The organism is Streptomyces sp. NPDC019224 (assembly GCF_040632605.1).
GTDB lineage: Bacteria > Actinomycetota > Actinomycetes > Streptomycetales > Streptomycetaceae > Streptomyces.
In genome coordinates, this window is the sequence record NZ_JBEYCF010000016.1 from 115,588 (window position 1) to 136,109 (window position 20,522).

Annotated in this window: 12 protein-coding genes and 2 pseudogenes; 9 read left to right on the forward strand and 5 right to left on the reverse strand. The window is 72.0% G+C overall.

What is annotated here, in order from left to right:
* The first annotated feature begins 33 nt into the window (after window positions 1-33).
* Window positions 34-3,045, forward strand: coding sequence for a glycoside hydrolase family 2 TIM barrel-domain containing protein (locus ABZ564_RS13450; RefSeq protein WP_360854471.1), 3,012 nt, complete (start codon window positions 34-36; stop codon window positions 3,043-3,045).
* Here ABZ564_RS13450 and ABZ564_RS13455 read toward each other — a convergent pair.
* Window positions 2,988-5,186, reverse strand: a complete 2,199-nt coding sequence (locus ABZ564_RS13455; protein WP_360854474.1) for a beta-galactosidase — start codon at window positions 5,184-5,186, stop codon at window positions 2,988-2,990. The genes ABZ564_RS13450 and ABZ564_RS13455 overlap by 58 nt on opposite strands.
* 71 nt (window positions 5,187-5,257) lie before the next feature.
* Between ABZ564_RS13455 and ABZ564_RS13460 the strand changes: the two genes are divergently transcribed.
* Both ABZ564_RS13460 and ABZ564_RS13465 read left to right on the forward strand, forming a co-directional pair.
* Window positions 5,258-6,784 (forward strand): alpha-L-fucosidase, encoded by a 1,527-nt coding sequence (locus ABZ564_RS13460; protein WP_360854477.1) that lies wholly within the window; start codon window positions 5,258-5,260, stop codon window positions 6,782-6,784.
* A gap of 11 nt (window positions 6,785-6,795) precedes the next feature.
* Complete coding sequence (locus ABZ564_RS13465; RefSeq protein ID WP_360854480.1) at window positions 6,796-9,531, forward strand: family 78 glycoside hydrolase catalytic domain; 2,736 nt, start codon at window positions 6,796-6,798, stop codon at window positions 9,529-9,531.
* A gap of 144 nt (window positions 9,532-9,675) precedes the next feature.
* Here the strand turns inward: ABZ564_RS13465 and ABZ564_RS13470 are convergent, their stop codons facing one another.
* Complete coding sequence (locus ABZ564_RS13470; protein WP_360854483.1) at window positions 9,676-10,671, reverse strand: aldo/keto reductase; 996 nt, start codon at window positions 10,669-10,671, stop codon at window positions 9,676-9,678.
* Between the two features lie 261 nt (window positions 10,672-10,932).
* Between ABZ564_RS13470 and ABZ564_RS13475 the strand changes: the two genes are divergently transcribed.
* From ABZ564_RS13475 to ABZ564_RS13490, 4 genes are all read left to right on the forward strand, one after another.
* Complete coding sequence (locus tag ABZ564_RS13475; RefSeq protein WP_360854486.1) at window positions 10,933-12,333, forward strand: four-carbon acid sugar kinase family protein; 1,401 nt, start codon at window positions 10,933-10,935, stop codon at window positions 12,331-12,333.
* Window positions 12,330-13,382 carry a 4-hydroxythreonine-4-phosphate dehydrogenase PdxA gene (pdxA, locus tag ABZ564_RS13480; RefSeq protein ID WP_360854489.1) on the forward strand — a complete coding sequence of 351 codons (1,053 nt, stop codon included), beginning with the start codon at window positions 12,330-12,332 and terminating at the stop codon, window positions 13,380-13,382. Before ABZ564_RS13475 ends, pdxA begins: the two co-directional genes overlap by 4 nt.
* Entirely contained in the window at window positions 13,379-14,164 is a 786-nt protein-coding gene (locus tag ABZ564_RS13485) for a DeoR/GlpR family DNA-binding transcription regulator (RefSeq protein WP_360854492.1), read from the forward strand. The genes pdxA and ABZ564_RS13485 overlap by 4 nt, the downstream gene beginning before the upstream one ends.
* A gap of 86 nt (window positions 14,165-14,250) precedes the next feature.
* On the forward strand, window positions 14,251-14,517 hold the full coding sequence (locus ABZ564_RS13490) for a hypothetical protein (RefSeq protein ID WP_360854495.1): 267 nt from the start codon (window positions 14,251-14,253) through the stop codon (window positions 14,515-14,517).
* 407 nt (window positions 14,518-14,924) lie between these two features.
* On the opposite strand, the gene ABZ564_RS13495 is transcribed toward ABZ564_RS13490, so the two are convergent.
* A complete protein-coding gene (locus tag ABZ564_RS13495) occupies window positions 14,925-15,815 on the reverse strand; it encodes a GNAT family N-acetyltransferase (protein WP_360854498.1) in 891 nt (296 codons plus the stop codon).
* 436 nt (window positions 15,816-16,251) lie between these two features.
* Here ABZ564_RS13495 and ABZ564_RS13500 point away from each other — a divergent pair.
* Window positions 16,252-16,597: pseudogene (locus ABZ564_RS13500) on the forward strand (transposase); the annotation flags it as partial.
* Between the two features lie 707 nt (window positions 16,598-17,304).
* A pseudogene (locus ABZ564_RS13505) lies at window positions 17,305-17,912 on the forward strand (ATP-binding protein).
* A gap of 117 nt (window positions 17,913-18,029) precedes the next feature.
* Here ABZ564_RS13505 and ABZ564_RS13510 read toward each other — a convergent pair.
* Both ABZ564_RS13510 and ABZ564_RS13515 read right to left on the reverse strand, forming a co-directional pair.
* Window positions 18,030-18,440: a (2Fe-2S) ferredoxin domain-containing protein gene (locus ABZ564_RS13510; protein ID WP_360854501.1), complete on the reverse strand. Its 411-nt coding sequence runs from the start codon at window positions 18,438-18,440 to the stop codon at window positions 18,030-18,032.
* Window positions 18,437-20,428 carry a heavy metal translocating P-type ATPase gene (locus tag ABZ564_RS13515; protein ID WP_360854504.1) on the reverse strand — a complete coding sequence of 664 codons (1,992 nt, stop codon included), beginning with the start codon at window positions 20,426-20,428 and terminating at the stop codon, window positions 18,437-18,439. Before ABZ564_RS13515 ends, ABZ564_RS13510 begins: the two co-directional genes overlap by 4 nt.
* Between the last annotated feature and the right edge of the window lie 94 nt (window positions 20,429-20,522).

The window sequence follows — 20,522 nt, forward strand, 5'->3', positions numbered from 1 at the left end:
CCACAGCGGCCACCGGCCGAAGGAGAGGGACCGATGACGGACACGGAACACCCGGCGGCGACCGCACCGCACCACGGCGACCCGACGGGCACCACCGCCTCCGCGGCCTACTGGGCCGATCTGACGCCGGGGAGCGGCCGCCGCGCGCCGCGCGCCCACTTCCCCCTCGGGGGCCGGCGGCTCGACCTCGGCGGCACCTGGTCCTTCCGTCTGTCGCCGGCCGCCGACGCGCCCCTCGACTTTCTCGCGCCCGGCGGCCCCGCCGAGGACGCCCCCTCCTGGTCACCGCTGACCGTCCCCGGCCACTGGGTCCTCCAGGGCCACGACCTGCCGCGCTATACGAACACCGCCTACCCGTTTCCCATCGACCCGCCGCACGTCCCCGACTCCAACCCGACCGGCGACCACCACCGCACCTTCGACCTGCCCGACGACTGGCCGGTCACCGGCGACTGCTCCACCGTGCTGCGCTTCGAAGGCGTCGACTCCTGCTTCAAGGTCTGGCTCAACGGTGTCGAACTCGGAACATCGAAGGGCAGCCGGCTGCCCTCGGAGTTCGACGCCGGGCCCGCGCTGCGCCGCGGCCGCAACGACCTCGCCGTACGCGTCCACCGCTGGTCCTCCGGCAGCTACCTGGAGGACCAGGACATGTGGTGGCTGCCCGGCATCTTCCGCGACGTGACGCTGCTGGAGGTCCCGCCGGGATCGATCGGCGACTACTTCGTGCACGCCTCCTACGACCACGAACGGGGCAGCGGGACCCTGCGCATCGAGTCCGACGTCCCCGCACTCGTGTCGCTGCCCGGCCTCGGCGTCCACGACCACCCCGCCGACCGGCCGATCGACCTGCCCGGCGTCGAACCGTGGAGCGCCGAGCTGCCCCGCCTGTACGCCGCCGACCTCGCCCCCCTCTCCGGCGCCGCGCCCGTGCGCCTGCGCATCGGCTTCCGCACCGTGGCGATCCGCGACGGCCGCTTCACCGTCAACGGCGTCCCCGTGCTGCTGCGCGGCGTCAACCGGCACGAGCACGACCCCGACCGGGGCCGCGCCATCGGACAGGACACCATGCGCGAGGACCTGCTCCTGATGAAGCGGCACAACATCAACGCGGTGCGTACGGCGCACTACCCCCCGCACCCCGCCTTCCTCGACCTCTGCGACGAACTCGGCATGTGGGTCGTGGACGAGTGCGACCTGGAGACCCACGGCTTCATCCACGCCGACTGGGTGGGCAACCCCGCCGACGACCCCCGGTGGCACCCGATGATCCTGGACCGGATGCGGCGCACCGTCGAGCGCGACAAGAACCACCCCAGCGTCATCATCTGGTCCCTGGGCAACGAGAGCCACCACGGAACCAACCTGCAGGCCCTCGCCGACTGGACCCGGGAGCGCGACCCGTCGCGGCCCCTGCACTACGAACGGGACCGCACCTACCGCCACTCCGACTTCTACAGTCTGATGTACGCCCCCGTGGACGAGGTGGACCGCATCGGCCGCCATGAGGAGGAGACACCCCCCGAGACGGCCGACACCCCCGAGGTGGAGGCCCGGCGACGACGACTTCCTTTCCTTCTCTGCGAGTTCGCGCACGCCATGGGCAACGGCCCCGGCTCGCTCACCGAGTACCAGCGCACCCTGGAATCGCACCCGCGCTGCGCCGGAGCCTTCGTCTGGGAGTGGATCGACCACGGCCTGCGTCGCACCGGCGAGGACGGTCGGACGTACTTCGCCTACGGCGGCGACTTCGGGGACAGCCCCCACGGCGGCACCTTCTGCATCGACGGGCTGCTCTTCCCCGACCGCACCCCCTCGCCCGGCCTCGCGGCGTACAAGAAGGCCGTCGAGCCGGTCGGGATCGGCCTCGACCCCGCGGCCGGCCGGATCGTACTGCGCAACCGGTACGACGCACGGGACCTGGCGCACCTGGTGTTCCGATGGGCCCTGGAGACGGACGGGACCCCGGTCGCGGACGGCGAGCTGAAGACGCCACCGGTGCCCGCGCGCCAGGAAGCGGACATGCCCTTCCCGGAACTGCCCCGCCCGCGGGAAGCGTCAGGCCGGTCGGCCGGGCCCGTGGGGGAGACCTGGCTGACCGTCCGGGCCGTGCTGGCGGCCGACGAACCGTGGGCGCCGGCCGGTCACGAGGTCGCCTGGGCCCAGGCCCGCGTCGGCGGGCCCGTCCCCCGCCCGGCGGCCACCGGGCCCGGGCGGACCCCGGGGGCCGGCATCTTCGACGAGCGCACCGGACTGCCGGCAGTCCTGGCCGGCCTGGACCTGGAGGGCCCGTACCTCGACGTGTGGCGGGCGCCCACCGACAACGACCGGGGAATGGGCGCGGACTCCGTGCTGCGCCTGTGGCGCGAGGCCGGACTGGACCGCCTGGTCCTGCGCACCGAGAGCGTCGAGCGGCGCCCGCACGAGTCGCTCGTGCGGTCCAGGTCGGCGCCGGACGGACTGCCGCACGGTCTGCGCGTCCGCCACGCCTGGGCCCCGGACGGCGAGGCGCTGCGGCTGACCGTCGAGATCACCCCGGACGGCCCCTGGGCCGGGCTGACCTTGCCGCGCGTGGGCGTGCGCTTCACGCTGCCCGCCCGCCACGACCGGGTCCGCTGGTACGGAAAGGGGCCGGGAGAGGCGTACCCGGACAGCGCACAGGCCGCCCGGGTCGGACTGTTCACCGCGGACGTCGCCGCCCTCCAGACCCCCTACGTCGTCCCGCAGGAGAACGGACGGCGGGCCGACGTCCGCTGGGCCGAACTGACCGACCCCGCCACCGGCCGGGGGCTCCGCGTGGAGGCGGCCGGCGGGATGCGAGCGTTCGGCCTCACCGTCCGCCCCTGGTCCGTCGAGCAGCTCGAAGCGGCCGCCCATCCGCACGATCTCGTGCCGGGCGAGCACCTCCACGTCCACCTGGACGTCGCCCAGCACGGACTCGGCAGCGCCTCCTGCGGGCCGGCACCCCTGGACCGTTACCAACTGCGGCCTCAGCCCTGGCGGATGGAGTTCCTGCTGCGTCCCCTCGCGCCCGGCGGTCCGGCGTGACCCGCGCCGCCGTCCGCGCGGAGCACCCGGACGTCCCACGCGCCCAGCCGCAGCCCCGCACGCGGGGGGAGGCGCTCCTCGCCGAGCACGTCCCGCACCGCCTCGGGCACCGCGACCCGCACCGGCTCCCACGCCCAGTTGTGGACGAACCACAGGCGCTCGCCGAGCCCGTTGCGGGCCGAGGTCACGTGCACCGAGGCGGGCAGCGGGCCCCAGCACGCCGCCACGGTCGTACGGCCCGCCACATGCCGGGCCAGCGCCTCGGCGAAGGCGCTGTCCGGCAGCGTCCCGACATAGGTCACCCGGCCCCGTCCGTGGTCCCGGACGGTCGCGGCAGGCCACCGTCCGAAGTGCGGGTGGACGTAGTGCGCGAGCGGCAGGGCGCCGTCCGTCTCCAGGCCGTCGGCCCATTCCAGAGCCCGTGCGCCGGGTACGAGCGGCAGCCCGGACCCCTCGGCCGCCGTGACGGTCAGCGGGCCGGTCAGATTCGAGTACTCCACGCAGCGCACCCCCGCCGCCGCCCGCAGCACCGCAACGGGGGCCGTCTCGGCGCGGGCCCGCGCCTCCTCGTCGGCGTAACCGGTCCGGAACGTCAGCACCAGATGGCCGCCGGAGCGCGCGTATCCGTCGAGAAGGTCAGGGAGTTCGCTGTCGCACAGGTACAGAGCGGGCACCACCAGGATGCCCGGGAGCGTGCCGGGGGAGCGGCGCAGAGAGTCGGCGAGCTGCCGGGGCGACATGATCCGGGCCTGCGCGCCCGCGTCGAAGAACCCCTTGAAGAACGCGCCGAAGATGCGCTCGTACGACCGGGGATCGGGGGTGAAGGTACCCGGGAGCGACAGCGGCGGCTGGCACCGCATCGCCCAGTCGCTCTCCACGGACCGGACGAACACCGCGTCCGCGTCCGGGACCAGCCCGGTCAGGCAGTCCCCGGCCGCCTCGAACTCCGACGCCACCCGGGCGACTTCTCGCTGGATCCTGCCGGGTTCGAGGTCGTGCCCGAGGACACCGCCCCAGTAGGTCTCCGCACCGTACGGCAACGTGTGCCAGTGCCAGTACTGCACGAGGCGCGCTCCCCGCGCGGCCAGCGTCCAGGCGGCCTGCCGCAACTGCCCTTCGTAGCCGGGATGACTGGCGTGCGACGCGTTGATGGAGGAGGCGTTCGTCTCGGTGACCAGGAAGGGCTCCTGACGGGCGCCCCACAGCCGGTCCGCCGACAGGTGGATCTGCCACACTCCCTGGCCGAACCAGCCGCCCTCGTGCCGTCGGCCTTCGTCGGGCAGTGCCACTTCGTCCTGCGCCACGTAGTAGACATTGCCGGCCGTCACATCCAGTACCGCCGTGACCGCCACCTCGTCCACCGCCGGGCGGGTCACCGCCAGGCAGGTCGTGACGTACTGCCCGGGCCGGGCGTACTCGCGCACGAGGTCCGCCTGCCAGGCGATGAACTCGGACGTCAGATCCGCCTGACAGCGGCGCCAGGCCAGGTCGTAGGACGGGGTGGTGTTGCCGCCGGGCCTCCACAGCTCGTTCCAGGAGGACAGCCGGTGCGACCAGTAGGTCAGCCCCCAAGCCGAGTTGAGCCTCTCGACGCTCCCGTACCGCGCCCGCAGCCGGGACACGAACTCCTCGAACACCCCGTCGTTGTGCAGCAGCAGCAGACCCGGCTCGTTGTCCACCTGGAACCCGGCCACCGCGGGGTGGTCCGCGTGCGCCGCGACGACACGGCGCACCACCCGCTCCGCGTACCTGCGGAACACCGGGTGGGTGAAGTCGACCTCCTGCCGGGCACCCCACGGCACCCGGCCGCCGTCCGCCCGGACCGCCGCGATCTCCGGATGGGCGCGCTGCAGCCACGGCGGCACCGCGTAGGTCGGGGTGCCGAGCAGTACGCGGATACCGCGGGCGTGCGCCCCGTCCAGGACCGGTACCACCCAGTCCACGTCGAAGACCCCGTCCTCGGGCTCCCAGGTGGACCACACCGACTCGCCGACCCGGATCAGCGAGATCCCCGTCGAGGCCATCAGGTCGAGGTCCGTCTCCAGGCGGTCGGTGGGCTGGTACTCGTGGTAGTACGCGGCCCCCACCCGGACCCGGTCGGTGTCCGCGGCTGCTCGCTCGCGCCGTTCCGGTCGTTTCATTCGTTCGAGGAAGTCAGACATGGCCAGAAGGTGGCATGCCACCTGAATGCCGTCAAGGGAAAGGGAGTTGGATGACCGCCGACCATGCCCCGAGGAACACCTACCGACCCGACTGGGAATCGCTGCGCGGCCGCCGGGTGCCGGACTGGTTCCGTGACGCGAAGCTCGGTATCTGGGCGCACTGGGGCCCGCAGTCCGTGGCCCGTAGAGGTGACTGGTACGCCCGCCACCTCTACGGCCCCTACGCGGGCACCGAAGGATTCGAGCGGGAGCGGACAGCACGTCAGACGGCCTACCACCGAGAACACTTCGGCCACCCCTCCGCCTTCGGCCACAAGGACCTGTGCCACTCCTGGAAGGCCGAACGGTTCGACCCGGAGAAGCTGATGGACCGCTTCCGCAGGACCGGCGCCCGCTACTTCGTCTCCCTTGCGGCGCACTGCGACAACTTCGACCTGTGGGACTCCTCCCACCAGCCGTGGAACTCCGTCAACGTCGGACCGCGCACCGACATCGTCGCCCGCTGGGCCGATGCCGCCCGCGGCGCCGGAATCCGCTTCGGCGTCAGCATGCACGCCGGCTCCTGGACGTGGCGCTGGCTCGATTCGGCGTTCGGGCGGGACACCGACGGCCCCTACACGGGCGTTCCCTACGACGGGCGCCTCACCGCGGCCGACGGGACCGGCACCTGGTGGGAAGGGCTCGACCCGCGGGCACTGTACGGCCGCCCCCGACGTCCCGGCGACAAGCCGGACCAGGCCTTCGTCGACGACTTCTACGCGAGGCTGCGCGAGGTCACCCTCCGCCACGACGCCGACCTCGTCTACCTGGACGACTCCAGACTGCCCTTCGACGAGGGGAGCGTGTGCGAGGCGGCCCCGCCCAGCCGCCGCGGTCTGGAGTTCCTCGCCGACTACTACGCCCGCAGGCCGGAGGGGACCGTCTCCATCAAGACCATCGCCTACGAGGACCGCGGTGCCGTACTCCTCGACGTCGAACGCGGGCAGCTCGGCGGTCTCGACCCGCACCCCTGGCAGTACGACACCAGCATCGGCGACTGGTTCTACGCCGACGGCGAGCGCTACAAGAGCGCCTCGGAGATCGTTCACCTGCTGGTCGACACCGTGTCCAAGAACGGCTGCCTGCTCCTCAACGTCCCCCAGCTCCCGGACGGCACGATCGACGAGCCGACCAACGCCGTCCTCGAATCACTCGGCACCTGGACCGACAGGTGCGGCGAAGCGGTCTTCGGCAGCCGCCCCTGGAAGGTCTACGGAGAAGGCCCCACCAACGTCACCGGAAACCGCGCGCGAGAGAAGGCGCTCGCCTACACCCCGCAGGACCTCCGCTTCACCGTCGGCGCCGACCGCCGCACCCTCTACGTCTTCCTGATGGCCTGGCCCGACGACCGCACCGTCCGCATCGAGAGCCTCGCCCCTTCGCGGGGCCTGGTCAGTACCCCGCCCCGCCGCGTCACCCTGCTCGGCACCGACACCCCGGTCCACTGGACCGAGGGCCGCAACAGCCTCGATGTCCACCTGCCCGCCGGACGGCCCCCCACCCCGTACGCGCAGGTCCTGCGCGTCGAACTGGACTGAGAGGACCCACCGTGCAGTACCCGACGAAGGTGACGGCCCCCACCTTCGAACACCACCGCCACGCACTCGGCATCGGCGAACCCGCCCCGCGCCTGAGCTGGCGGACCCTCACCGACGAACCCGACTGGACACAGCACGCCTACCAGGTACGGATCACCGGAGCCGACGGCGCGATACTCGCCGACACCGGGCGCGCCCCCGGCGCCGAGTCCGTGCTGGTCCCCTGGCCCGGCCCCCCGCTCGCCTCGCGCACCCGCGCCACCGTACGGGTACGGGTGTGGGGCGGCGCCGAGGACACCGCCAGCCCCTGGTCCGAGCCCGCCGACGTCGAGACCGGGCTGCTGGACCCCGCCGACTGGAGCGCCGCGTTCGTCACCCCCGATACCGGCGACGACGAGAGCCCACTGCCGGTGGCCCTGCTCCGCCGGGACTTCCGCATCGACGCGGACATCGCCTCCGCCCGCCTCTACACCACCGGCCTGGGCGTCTACGAGACCGAGATCAACGGAGTCCGGGTCGGTGACGAGGTACTCGAACCCGGCTGGTCCTCCTACCACCACCGGTTGCGCCACCGCACCCACGACGTCACCGCGCTGCTGCGGCCGGGCCCCAACACGATCGGCGCCCTCCTCGGCGAGGGCTGGTACACGGGACGCCTCGGCTGGGACGGCAGCCGCCACCACTACGGGCGGCGGCGCGCCCTCCTCGCCCAGCTGGAGCTGCACCACACCGACGGCACCGTCCGGACCGTCGCCACCGATTCGGCCTGGCACTGGGCCACCGGCGCCGTGCTGCGCTCCGAGCTGTACGACGGTGAGCACTACGACGCCCGACTGGAGCGGGACGGCTGGTCCCGGCCCGGCCACGACACCCGTGACTGGCCCCGGGTGCGCGAACTCCCGCCGCCCCCCACCCGGATCACCGCACCCACCGGCCCACCGGTCCGCCGTACGCGCACGGTCCCCGTACACGAGGTGCTCACCACACCCTCCGGCCGCACCGTGGCCGACTTCGGTCAGAACCTCGTGGGACGGCTCCGGATACACGTCACAGGTCCCGCCGGACACACCGTCACCCTGCGCCACGCCGAGGTCCTTGAGGACGGCGAACTCGCGGTGCGTGCCCTGCGCGGGGCCGCTGCCACCGATACCTACGTGCTGCGCGGCACGGGGGAGCCCGAGGTCTGGGAGCCCCGCTTCACCTTCCACGGGTTCCGGTACGCGGAGTTCGACGGCTGGCCCGGCCCCTTCGACGAGACCGCGGTCGAGGCCGTCGTTCTCCACACCGACCTGGAGCGCACCGGATGGTTCGACAGTTCGGACGCGACGGTGAACCGCTTCCACGAGAACGTCGTCCACTCGCTGCTCGGCAACTTCGTCGACCTCCCCACGGACTGCCCACAGCGTGACGAACGGATGGGCTGGACCGGCGACCTCGCCGTGTTCGCTCCCACCGCCGCGTTTCTGTACGGCTGCACCGGCATGCTGTCCGGCTGGCTGCGCGACCTCGCCGCCGAACAGCTGGCCCGCCCCGACGGTTCGGTGCCCCTCGTGGTCCCCGACATACTCGACCCGCCGATGGGCGGACAGCCGCACGCCCTGTGGGGCGACGCCGCCGTCCTGGTCCCGTGGGCGCTGTACCGGGAGACCGGTGATCTGGAGCTCCTGCGCACCCAGTACCCCTCCATGACCGCGTGGATCGCGTGCGCGTCCGGCCACGGGGTCCAGGGCGGCGGGCTGTGGCGGGACCCTGACCAGCTCGGTGACTGGCTCGACCCCGCGGCGCCACCGGATGACCCCGCCGCCGCCCGCACCGATGCCGGGCTCGTCGCCCTGGCCCACCTCGTCCACTCCACGGACCTGCTGGCCGACATCGGAGAACTGCTCGACGAGAAGGACGACGCCGCCCGCCATCGCGCCCTCGCCGACCGCCTTCGCGGCGCGTTCGCCGACGAGTTCGTCACCCCCGCCGGACGTCTCTCGTCCGACACCCAGACCGCCTACGCGCTGGCGCTGTGCTTCGGCCTGTTCCCCGAGGAGGCACAGCGCCGGCACGCCGGGGACCGTCTTGCGCAGCTCGTGCGCCGGGCCGGGTTCCGCATCGCCACCGGCTTCGCCGGGACCCCGCTGATCTGCGAGGCGCTCTGCCTGGCCGGTCATGCTCCGCTGGCCCTCCGCATGTTTGCGGAACGGCACTGCCCGTCCTGGCTCTACCCCGTCACGATGGGGGCCACCACGATCTGGGAGCGCTGGGACTCGATGCTGCCCGACGGCAGCGTCAACCCGGGGCAGATGACGTCCTTCAACCATTACGCGCTCGGCTCGGTGGCCGACTGGCTCCACCGCACCGTGGCGGGTCTCGCCGCCGACGTACCCGGCTGGCGCCGCATACGGGTGGCACCCACGCCCGGGGGCACGCTGACCCGCGCGCGTGCTGCCCACCTCACGCCCTACGGAAGAGCCGAGGCCGGCTGGCGCATCGAGGGGCCGACCCTGGTCGTGGAGGTCCTGGTACCGCCCGGGGCGCAGGCCTACATCCATCTCCCGGGCGGCGCAGCGCCACTGACCCGGGGCGCCGGACGCCATGTGTTCGAAGTGCCCTACGTTGCCGACGGCCAAAGGGCGACGGTGACAGGCCACCCGTTCGTCGCGGGCAGCGATGAGGACTGCGGCTGCGGTTCGCCGGGACCAGGGCCGGCGACGCCCGTCTGTGATCCCTGCGCCGGGCTCGGTGACGCGGCCCTGTGATGCCCGCGCCGGGGCCGTCGACCCGTGGTCGTGGGGGAGTGCGGCCGGGGTTCCAGCAGTGGCGGAGCAGGCGGCGCCTGCTCTGCCGAGGCGTGGTGCCGGGTGCGGTGGGAGTGTCCGCGGGGCGTCGTGACGGGGCAGCCCTCAGCGGTGGTAGGGCGGCATGGGGCCGCGCAGGCTGCTGCTCGCCTGTTCGCAGGCGTCGAGTACGTCCTCGGGGAGCGGGCCTGCCGCGGCCGCCTCCAGGTTGCTGCGCAGCTGGGCGGTGCTGGACGAGCCGATCAGGACCGCGTGGGTGGAGTCCCGGTGCAGCAGCCAGCGCAGCGCCAGGGCGGCGAGCGGGATCCCGGCCTGCCCGGCCACGTCCGTCATCCGGTCCACGGCCGCGAGCAGCTCGTCGTTCCAGTAGCGGTCGTGGTAGGCGCCGGCGAGACGGGAAGTGGTGAACCGGCCGGCGCCGGGCTTCGCCCGCCCGGAGTAACGCCCCGTCAGCAAGCCGCCTGCCAGGGCGTTGAAGGCCATCAGGCGTATCCCGCGTGCCGTCGGGTGCGCGGCGTACTCGATGAACTCCTCCTCGATGCGGCGGGCCAGCAGATTGTGCAGCTGCTGGGCCACCACGGGCCGCGGCGCGTCCATCTCGTCGGCGAGCCGCATGAGTTCGGCCACCCGCCAGGAGGGAAAGTTGGAGACACCCAGGGCGCGTATGCGGCCCTCGGACGCCAGCTCCGCAACCGCCTCCATCGTTTCGGCCGCCGGTGTCGCATGGTCGGGCTGGTGCAGATAGAAGAGGTCGACGTACTCCGTGCCGAGCCGTTTCAGGCTGCCTTCCAGCGCGGCCCGCAGACCCTCACGCGACAGCGGGGCGTGCCCCTCCTGGTCCGGGTGCGGGATGCCGGCCTTGGTGGCCAGTACCATCCGGTCGCGTCGTGACGGCAGCAGCCCGGCGAGAATGCGCTCCGTCTCACCGCCGGCGTAGACATTCGCCGTGTCCACCCCCGTGATGCCCGCGTCCAGTGCCATGTCGAGCAGGTCGGCGGCGCCCGCCCGGTCGACGGTGTCACCGAACGTCATGGTGCCGAGCACCAGAGGGGACAACGGGACGGCTAAGCCCGGGAGATGGATGTCGCGGGCGGTGGCCATGGGGATTCCTTCCACGAAGGCTGCGATGGTGCCGAGCGTGCACGGCATTCCGGGCCGCAGGGCGTGCGGTCGACGGTGGCAGTCCTGCGCATTTCACGCAAGGGGTCTCGCGTGAAATGCGCAGGACTGCCATGCTGGCCGCGGAGACTCGGACCGCCGCGGGGCTGCGGCAGGCTGCATCGTGCGTGGCCCCGGCGGTCGTTCGGGCACGCCCGCAGGCGAGGGGGCCGCGGGCGACGGAGGAGAGAAGGAGGTCACCCCGTGCCGCCCGCGCCGCTCGAAGAGCTCGACGACGAAGCGGGTTCGCCGCTCGTGGTGCTCGCGGACGACCTGTCCGGTGCGGCGGAGTGCGCGGCCCTGCTGCCCTGCTGCCGCGCGATCGATCTCGATGCGGACACCGCGGGTCAACCCGGGCGGACCCGGGTCATCGACCTCGACTCGCGGCGGAGCAGCGCCGGCGGGGCGGCATTGCTCGTGGCACACGCGGTGCGCCGCCACGAACCGGCCGGCGGACGGCTGGTGAAGAAGGCCGACTCGCTGCTGCGGGGTCATTTCGCCCCGGAGGCACGGGCGTTCGGCGAAGGGGCGGAGGGCCTCCTGGTGATACCCGCGCTCCCCACCGCCGGCCGGACCGTCCGCGACGGGGTCGTACGGCTGCACGGAGTCTCCCTGCACCGCACCGACGCCTGGCAGGCGGAGTCCGGACCGCCGCCCCGGTCGGTGGCGGAGGCCCTCGGCGCCGCCCGCACCGTCGCCATACGCCTGGACGACGTACGGTCCGGAGCACGGAGCCTGGAACACCGCCTGCGCTCCGGTCTCGCCGCCGGCACAGCCCTCGTGTGCGACGCGGAGACGGAAGCCGACCTGGACGCCCTCGCAGGAGCCCTGCTCAGGCTGCCGAGGACCGTACGGACCATAGGCGCCGGCGGTATCGTCGCCGCCCTGGGACGGCGGTCCGCAGCCGGTGGGCAGGGCATCGGCCCCGAGGGACAGCACACCGGCCCCGGTCGGCCGGCACCAGAGACACCCCGTCCGGTCGCCGTCGTCGTCGGCACCGCACACCCCGGCGCGGCTGCGCAGATCGCGCAGTTGTCCGCGCGCGGCGCCCAGCACATCGCCCTTCCTGCCGCTTCCCTCCTTGCCGCCTCCCTGATCGCCGACCCCCGAAGGGGACGTCCGGGCGCACCGGACCCCGGGCCCCGCGCCCCCGCCGCAGGCCATGTTCGCGCCCGGGGCCCGTACCCGGGCCCCGGCCCCGTCCGACTGCCCGCCCCGGTCACGGTGTTCAGCATCGCCCCCACCGGCCCGATCGATCCGTCGGCGGCACCCCGCCTCGTGCACAGCCTGTGCCGTGCCGTCGTCGGACGGCTGCCCCCGAACGCCGATCTCGTCCTTACCGGCGGCGAGACCGCCCGGACCCTACTGGACGCGCTCGCGGTCACCTCGCTGCTGCCTGTCGGACAGGTACACCACGGCGCCGCGCTCTGCCGCACCCCGCAAGGACGCGGCGTCGTCATCCGTCCGGGCAGCCACGGCGGTCCGGACTCCCTGGTACGCATGGTCGAGGCACTGCTCCCGGACCGTATCCGCCCGGCCCGCGCCGCAACAACGCCCCGAACGCCAGAAGGCACGAACACCCCATCCGATGGAGGACCGCGATGAAAGCCCCCTCGCACAGCCCCGACCGCAACCGGACGGCCACGCCGGCCGACGACAACCGCCCCTTGGTCGCGGTCACCATGGGGGACGGTGCGGGTGTCGGCCCCGAAGTCGTCATGGCGGCGCTCGGCCACCCCGACATCGTCCACGGCTGCCGGCCCCTGGTCATCGGTGACGCCCGCAGGCTTCGGGAGGCCGCCGTCCTCGTCGGCAGCGGCGACACCGTGGTCACGGTGTCCGGCCCCGGGGACGCCGACTGGACTCCCGGCCGCGTCAACGTCGTCGACCTGGACCTGCTCCCCGTCGGCCTGCCGTGGGGGCGGCTCGCCCCGGAGGCGGGCGAGGCCGCCTACCGCTACGTCGAGGAGGCCGCGCGGCTGGCGGTGCGCGGCGACGTCGACGCCATCTGCACGGCCCCCCTCAACAAGGAGGCCCTGCGCCTCGCCGGTCATGACTACGCCGGACACACCGAACTGCTCGCGCGGCTGACGGGCGTAGACGAGGTGTCGATGATGCTGACCACCCCTGAGCTGAACGTCATCCATGTCACCACCCACATCGGCCTCATCGACGCGGTGAACCGCATCGATCCGCCCCTGGTCGAGCGCACCGTGCGCCGCGGTCACCAGGCCCTGGTACGGGCGGGGACGGTCGACCCCGTTATCGGCGTCTGCGGCATCAACCCGCACGCGGGCGAGAACGGCCTCTTCGGTAACGGCGAGGAGGAGACGAAGATCGCTCCCGCCCTCGCGGCGCTGCGCGCCGACGGCATCGACGCCCACGGTCCGCTTCCCGCGGACACGGCGTTCTTCCTGGCCGCCCGGGGGGACTACGATCTGATCGTGGCGATGTACCACGACCAGGGCCATGGCCCGGTCAAGGTCCTCGGCATCGAGAACGGCGTCAACGTCACCGTCGGACTCCCCGTCATCCGCACGTCCGTCGACCACGGCACCGCCTTCGACATCGCCGGAACCGGCACCGCCCGGGGCGGCAGCATGGTCGAGGCGCTTCGCCAGGCGGTCGCCCTTGCCACCGAAAGGCACCGATGACCAGCGCGGAAGCCTGCGCCAGGCGCGAAAGCATCGTGGAACTGGCCCAGGAAGCCGGTCCGACGGGAGTGGACGAGCTCAGTACGCGCTTCGCGGTGAGCCCATCCACGATCCGCCGCGACCTCGCCCGCCTCACCGCCGACGGACGCCTCGCGCGCACGTACGGCGGAGCCATGGCGCTGACCGCTTCCGCCGAGACGTCCCTGCAGCGGCGCACGGCCGAGGCGGCCGCGGCCAAGCGGGCCATCGCGGCACTCGCGGTGACCCGCATCGCACCGGGCGCCACGGTTCTGTTCGACGCCGGCTCCACGGTGGCCGCACTGGCCCGGGCCCTGCGCAGGGTGGCGGACGGGGTCACCGTCGCGACCCCCAGCCTGTCCGCGGTGTCCGAACTCGGCGGGGCCGAAGGCGTGCACCTCACCTGCCTGGGCGGCCACTACCGGCCGCTCAGCCACGCGTTCGTCGGCCCGCTCGCCGAAGCCGCGCTGGAACGCATGACGTTCGACGCGGTGTTCCTCGGCACCGACGGCGTCTCACCCGAACTCGGGATCTGCGAGGCCGACGCGGAACAGACCAGGCTCAAGGAACTGATGGCGCGCCGGTCGCACCGGGTGTACGTCCTCGCCCACGCGGCGAAGCTGGGAGCCGCCCCCTTCCACGCCTGGGCCCCCTGGCAGCCAGGCTGGACCCTCGTCACCGACACCTCGGCCCACCCGGCCCTGCTCGAAGCGCTGCGCGCCCGCGGCATCGAGGTGCTGCTCGCGCCACCGGCGTCCGACTGACCTGCGCCAGCGGCGCCCAACGCCTGCCCGGCCGAACGCACGAGGCCGCCGCACCAGCGGGCGGCGACCACCGTGGGAGAAGCCCAGTGCCTCTGCCCCGGCGGCGAGGCTCGACCGAGCAGGCCGCCGAAGCCGCGATCGATACCGCGTGCCACCTGCTGCGGCTGGCGGCGATCGGCAATGAGTTCAACGAGATCGCCGACCGGGCGATCAAGGACCGGATGACCTACTGCGGCTTCCTCACCGAACTGCTGATGCCAGAGTGTGACAACCGGGCGCGCCGCTGGATTCCTCTTCCGGGTCTGTCAAACGAGCGGCTCTGTCTCACATTCGGTGGTGACGGTGGGTCATGACGGCGATGGGCAGGGCATCGGCCACGAAACCGCAGATCGACGTCTCATAGCCGGTCTCCCCAAGAATCCGGCCGCTCACCTGGTCTCCCGTAGTGAGAGTTCGCCGCGGCAAGCCCGTGACCCGGCATGATGCCGTCCGCCTCGAAACATCGAGGTCAGGACGCCGGCCGCACTCTCCGCGAGGTGGACATGCTCAACGTGCACAATCCGTCACCACCGAATGTGAGACAGAGCCGAACGTTTTACAGTCCCGCTCCAGAACCGGGTCTCCTGTCTCCACGCATGCCGCAAAGCTCCTTGGGCCAAGCCCGAGCGTGAATGTGAAGGATCGGAGGTGGTGACCAAGCTGCTGCATGGCGACCACCCTCGCACGTGGCTCGATCGCCGTGAAGTCAGGGAGACAGGCTCTAGTCCATCGGTGCGGAGAAGATGAGCCGGGTTTCCGTGTTGCGGTATCCGGCGCGGGTGAACGCCGCTGCCATCGGTCGGTTGCCGAGGTCGGTCGTGGCGGTGATGCGTTCGGCGCCCTCCGCCGCTTGGAAGCGGGTGATGGCCGCGAGGATCTCGGACACGTAACCGCGACCGCGTAGTTCGGGGACGACGCCGAGATAGCCGACGTTGCGGTTGTACGGGGTGGCCGACGGGATCGCGAGGCCGGCCAGGGTGCCGTCCGGGGTGTGCGCGAGACGCCACCACTCCCGCTTGCCGGGCCGATCCAGATAGAACTGCAGGCTCTCGCGTGCGGTGGCCTCACGGCCCTTGGCCGCCTCGCCCTCCAGGGTGTGGGCGTCGAGAGTGCCCTCCGCCACTCGCAGCATCGCGGCGAGGAAGACGTCGTCGTCGGGTTCCGGGGAGAACACCAGTCGCTCGGGTTCGGCGGGCAGCGGTGCCTCGGGCGTCCACTCGAATTGCAGGCGTTCCACCTCGACCGTCAGTCCGGCCCGGCGGGCGGCTTCCTGGCGCCAGGACACGGCGGCGACGTATTCGGGATCGTCCCGCCACGCGCCGGGCAGTCGCATGAGGTTGTACAGCGGCGGGGCCTGGGCGCCCACCTCGCGGAAAGCCTGATGCCCCGCCTCCAGGAGCATGGCGCCCAGTGCGGCCCTTTCGGCAGCGGGTACGTCGTCGGCTATCGCGAGGCAGTCGAGTGCGATCGGGTGGGCGCTGTCGCTCTGCCCCCACCACAGCGCACGGGCCAGCACCCGGCCGTCCGGGCTCCAGGCGGCCCAGGTCCACTCCGGACGGTACTGCTGCTGGGCGGCCTCCGCCCGATAGGAGTCGGCAGACAGGCGCCACACGGGTTCACGAGAGGTGAGGGAAAGGACTTGATCGAGTTCTGTTCCGGGGCGCGAGACGGCGGACAAGCGAGGAGCAGTACTGCTCGGAGAGGTCATTTACACAGCTTTCAGGCGCGGGGCACCGGTCGGCGACGCGTTGGCGGGGCAACCGATGGATTGGAGGACGGCCGGGGCACCAGGCGCCGCCGGTCGTGCGTCACGGCCGGCGCACACGGTCACCGACCCCGGGTGATCTTGCCAAACGCGTACGGGCCGGGCAATGGCATTAGCCTCGCACTTTCATGAAGCGAGTTGTCCGGCGGGTGGTCAGGTAAGCGAAAAGTGCCTCCGAACAGCAAGAACGAGGATTGTCGAGGTCCTTGTTCCTGCTCCAGCCGGAGGCACTTCTCAGGTGAAGAAGAGTATCGGGTCGTACCCGCGTGTCCGCATCGAGCCGGTGGCCTCCGACCCGACGCTCTCCCGCCTCATCGACACCCTCGCAGCCTCCGAAGAGAAGGCCCTGCGGGCCATCCGTTCCGCGCGGGCCGAAGCCCGGGGAGCTCTCTGGCGGTTGGCCGGCTCCAGGGCGCCCGATGCCGACGGGACGGTGATCGTGGACCTCGACGGGGTGCTGGTGATCGCGCACTCGGACAAGGAGGACGCCGCACCACGTGGAAGCGGACCCACGGCCACCACCCGCTGATGGGTTCGTCGCCCACGGGCCGGGCGGCACGGGTGAACCGGTCGCGGCCCTGCTCCGCCCGGGCAATGCGGGCTCGACCACCGCGGCCGACCACATCACTGCCGCCCTCAACCGGCTCGCCCTCCTGCCGAACCCCGGATGACCAGCGGATTCACCCGTCCCTACGAGAGAACCCCCCAGCCGGGGCAGTGGAAACCCGGCGTCCACCCGAGACGAGACCCGGGCCCTCGACCTGCCCCGCCTCAGTTCACGGCACGAAGACGGGCCGTCGACTCCGCCGACGCCCCGTCACGAAACTTCGAGGCTGAGATCAACAAGGCGTATGCCGAACTCGCCGCCCACTACGACGCCTTGGTGGGGCCAGTTCGCGCCGCCCGGCCCAAGGACAAGCCGCGGGGCGAGCGGCCCATGCCCTACATCCGGGACTCGTTCTGACGCGGACCGGAGTTCACCTCGATCGAGCACATGCAGACCGAGGCTGTCGACTGGAGGCAGAAGGTGGCGGGCTGACGACAGGGCCGGCCGCTGCCGGGAGCCTCACCGATGGCAGTGTTCGAGCTCGTCGAAGCCCAGACCCTACTGCCGTTGCCACCCGCCCCGTTCGTTCTGACTCGCTGGTCAACAGCGAGGGTCGACGGACATCCGCATCAAGGCCGGCCGCGCCCTCTGCTCGGTGCCCTGGAAACTGATCGGCCGCCCTGTCTACGTCCGCTCCACCGCCACGATGGTGCAGGTCTTCCTCGACGGTGCCCTGGTCAAGCCCCACGCCTCGCTTGACCAGGGCAAACACCCCGACAGTAGGTTATTCTGGAGGAATCTGATTTCACTGCCTTCTCGAAGTTCCCGGCCGCTCAGCTCCGAGATCTCGGGGCCTTGTGCTGGCTTCACTCCGGTGAGTCGGTCGTCCTCTTCGGGCCGGTCGGATTCGGTAGGGCCTACGTCGCCCAGGCCTCGGCCACCTCGCGATCCGTCAGGGCGCTCATGTTCGCTTCGCCAAGACCAGCCGGATCCTCGCAGATCTCGCCGGCGGCCACGCGGACCGTACGTGGGACAAGCGGATCCGTGAACCGGTACGGCCCGGCGTGCTCATCCTCGACGACTTCGCCGTCCGCCAGCTCAGCGTGGCCCAGGCCGGTGACCTCTGCGAACTGGTCAGCGAGCGGCAGGCCCGCTCCCACGGCTCTCTCCGGGGCTCAAGTGGTCGCCTCTCGGAACTGCTCTGGCAGATCGACTTGACCGCCCTTCCGGCCGCCTTGCCGACCGACGATACAAAGGCCGCTTCCTTGATCGGTGACGGGCCGGCCAGGATCTTCGGCGGGCCGAGGAAGTACCTGCTGGGGCACTTCAATGCCCTGCGAGAGTTCTGCCGTGATGCATCCCGACGGCACCTTCTTCTCGTGCTGTGGTGGCACTGACGCAGGACGCCTCCAGTCAGCTCGCGTCAGCACCTGGGGGATTACGTGCACTTCCGCCTGGGTCATTGCGTGACCGTTCACAGGGGCACGATCCCGCCTGGCACCGGCCGGAGTCGGTCAGTCTTCCAGTTCGTGACGGACGCGTCTGGACGGGCTGAACGTGTACAGGCCGAGGATGTCGGGCGGCTCGGCAAGGCCGGGGCCGCCGTTCTTGACCCAGGCGGTGATATCGGCAGCGGCGCCGGGGTCGTTGACCTGGCCGAGCCAGACCGGGCGCCCGCCGGCTTTGCGGCCTTCGGAGGAGGGCTGGACGACGATGACGTTGGCGCGCTCGCACGCGTCCAGGCAGTCGGTGCGCCTCACCATCGCGACCCCGGCCAACTGGGTGCGCAGGTCGGTGAGCTGGGCTTCGTGGTCCAGGTGCGGCACCTTGGCCGGGGTTCCGCAGCAGCAGCCGCGGCAGACGGTGACGGTGGGGCGGGCCACCTTTGAGGTAAGGGCGGCTTTTCTTCTGGTACGGCGGCTCATCGCGTGTCCTTCGCGGCGCGGTTCCAGGCTGCGTCGCGCAGCAGGCGCAGCCCGTTGAGGCCGACGATGACGGTCGATCCCTCGTGGCCGAGGACCCCGAGGGGGAGGGGCAGGTGGCCGGCCAGGTCCCAGATGACCAGAGCGGAGATGAATACTCCGGCGATGACCAGGTTCTGCACCACGAGACGCCGGGCTGTCCGCGAGAGGGTGATCACGGTGGGGACGGTGGCGAGTTCGTCGCGGACGATGACGGCGTCGGCGGTCTCCAGGGCGAGGTCGGAGCCGGCGCGGCCCATGGCAATGCCGGTGTGGGCGGCGGCCAGGGCGGGGGCGTCGTTGAAGCCGTCGCCGAGGAACAGCACCTTGCGCCCTTGGACCTCCAGGCGCCGTACGGCCTCGACTTTGCCCTCGGGCAGGAGCCCGGCGTGGATCCCGTCACCGGGGATGCCGACCTCGGCGGCCAGGCGCGCGGCGGCGCGCGGGTTGTCCCCCGTCACCAGCATCGGAGTGCTGCCGGTCAAGGGAGCCAGGGCGGCGACGGTCGCGGCGGCGTCGGGACGCAGCCGGTCGGCGATGCCCAGCACCCCCACCGGGACGCCGTCGCGTTGGACCAGGACGGCCGTGCGGCCACTGTTCTCCAGGTCCGCCGCGATATCCGCGGCACGGGCAGCGTCGGTGCCTTCGCTGCCGTCCAGGAGACGCGCAGGTGCGCCGACCGCGACCAGATGACCCCCGACGCCGGCAGTGACCCCGATACCGGGGGTGGAGGTGAAGTCCCGCACACCGGCGATGTCCAGGCCGCGCGTGCGGGAGGCCTCGACGACGGCGCGGGCCAGAGGGTGTTCGCTGGGGTGCTCGGCGGCGGCCGCGAGCGCCAACAGGGCGTCTTCGCCCAGCCCGCAGCCGTCCAGGGGGCGGACGTCGGTGACGCGGGGGGTGCCCTCGGTCAGAGTGCCGGTCTTGTCGAGTGCGACCGCGTCGACCTGCCCGAGACGTTCCATCACCACAGCGGACTTCACCAGGACACCGTGACGCCCGGCGTTGGCGATCGCCGACAGCAACGGCGGCATCGTCGCCAGAACCACCGCACACGGCGAAGCCACGATCATGAAGGTCATCGCCCGCAGCAGCGAGCCGGTCAGGGCTCCGCCGAACGCGAGGGGAACCAGAAACACCGCCAAGGTCGCGACGACCATGCCCAGGCTGTAGCGCTGCTCGACCTTCTCGATGAACAACTGGGTGGGCGCCTTGGTCTCGGACGCCTCCTCGACCATGGCCACGATCCGGGCGATCACCGATTCCGAGGCATCCCGCTCGACTCTCACCCGCAAGGCGCCGGTGCCGTTGAGGGTGCCGGCGAAGACCTCCTCCCCCATCTCCTTCGCCACCGGCAGCGGCTCGCCGGTGATGGTGGCCTGGTCCACCTCGCTGGCTCCATCGAGGACACGGCCGTCCGCCCCGACCCGTTCACCTGGGCGGATCAGGATGGTGTCCCCGACCACCAGGTCCTCGGCAGGGACAGTCGCCTCGCTCCCGTCATCGCCCAGCCGCGTCGCGGTGGTGGGTGCGAGGTCGAGCAGACCGCGTACCGCGTCCTGGGTGCGGGCGGTGGCCAGGGCCTCCAGGGCGCCGGAGGTGGCGAAGATGACGATCAGCAGCGCGCCGTCCATCACCTGCCCGATCGAGGCCGCGCCGATTGCGGCCACGATCATCAGCAGGTCCACATCCAGGGCCTTCTCCCGCAACGCTGTCAGCCCGGCCCAGGCCGGTTCCCAGCCGCCGGTGACGTAGGCGGCGGCGTACAGCGGGCCCCACACCCAGGCGGGCGCGCCGGTCAGCTGGAGCGGCAGCGCGATCAGGAACAGCACCAGCGCCGCGGCGGCCCAGCGCGCTTCGGCCAGGGCGAACACCCGCGTACGGCGCTTCGGCGCCGTACGCGAAGAGGCCGGAGTGGCCCGTCCGGGCCGCCGGAGCAGGTCGGAAGGCATGGCAGAACAACCCTTCAGGACGGAAGCAAGGCGACACATCCACCGTACAGGAATATCTGAACAGGTATTCAGGCGTGGTCGGTAGGATGGGCGG

Excerpts from the sequence above, each read along its gene's own strand:
- ABZ564_RS13515 (WP_360854504.1), bottom strand. The coding sequence starts at position 20,428 with ATGCCTTCCGACCTGCTCCGGCGGCCCGGACGGGCCACTCCGGCCTCT.
- ABZ564_RS13460 (WP_360854477.1), top strand. The coding sequence starts at position 5,258 with ATGACCGCCGACCATGCCCCGAGGAACACCTACCGACCCGACTGGGAA.
- ABZ564_RS13470 (WP_360854483.1), bottom strand. The coding sequence starts at position 10,671 with ATGGCCACCGCCCGCGACATCCATCTCCCGGGCTTAGCCGTCCCGTTG.
- pdxA (WP_360854489.1), top strand. The coding sequence starts at position 12,330 with ATGAAAGCCCCCTCGCACAGCCCCGACCGCAACCGGACGGCCACGCCG.
- ABZ564_RS13485 (WP_360854492.1), top strand. The coding sequence starts at position 13,379 with ATGACCAGCGCGGAAGCCTGCGCCAGGCGCGAAAGCATCGTGGAACTG.
- ABZ564_RS13510 (WP_360854501.1), bottom strand. The coding sequence starts at position 18,440 with ATGAGCCGCCGTACCAGAAGAAAAGCCGCCCTTACCTCAAAGGTGGCC.
- ABZ564_RS13450 (WP_360854471.1), top strand. The coding sequence starts at position 34 with ATGACGGACACGGAACACCCGGCGGCGACCGCACCGCACCACGGCGAC.
- ABZ564_RS13455 (WP_360854474.1), bottom strand. The coding sequence starts at position 5,186 with ATGAAACGACCGGAACGGCGCGAGCGAGCAGCCGCGGACACCGACCGG.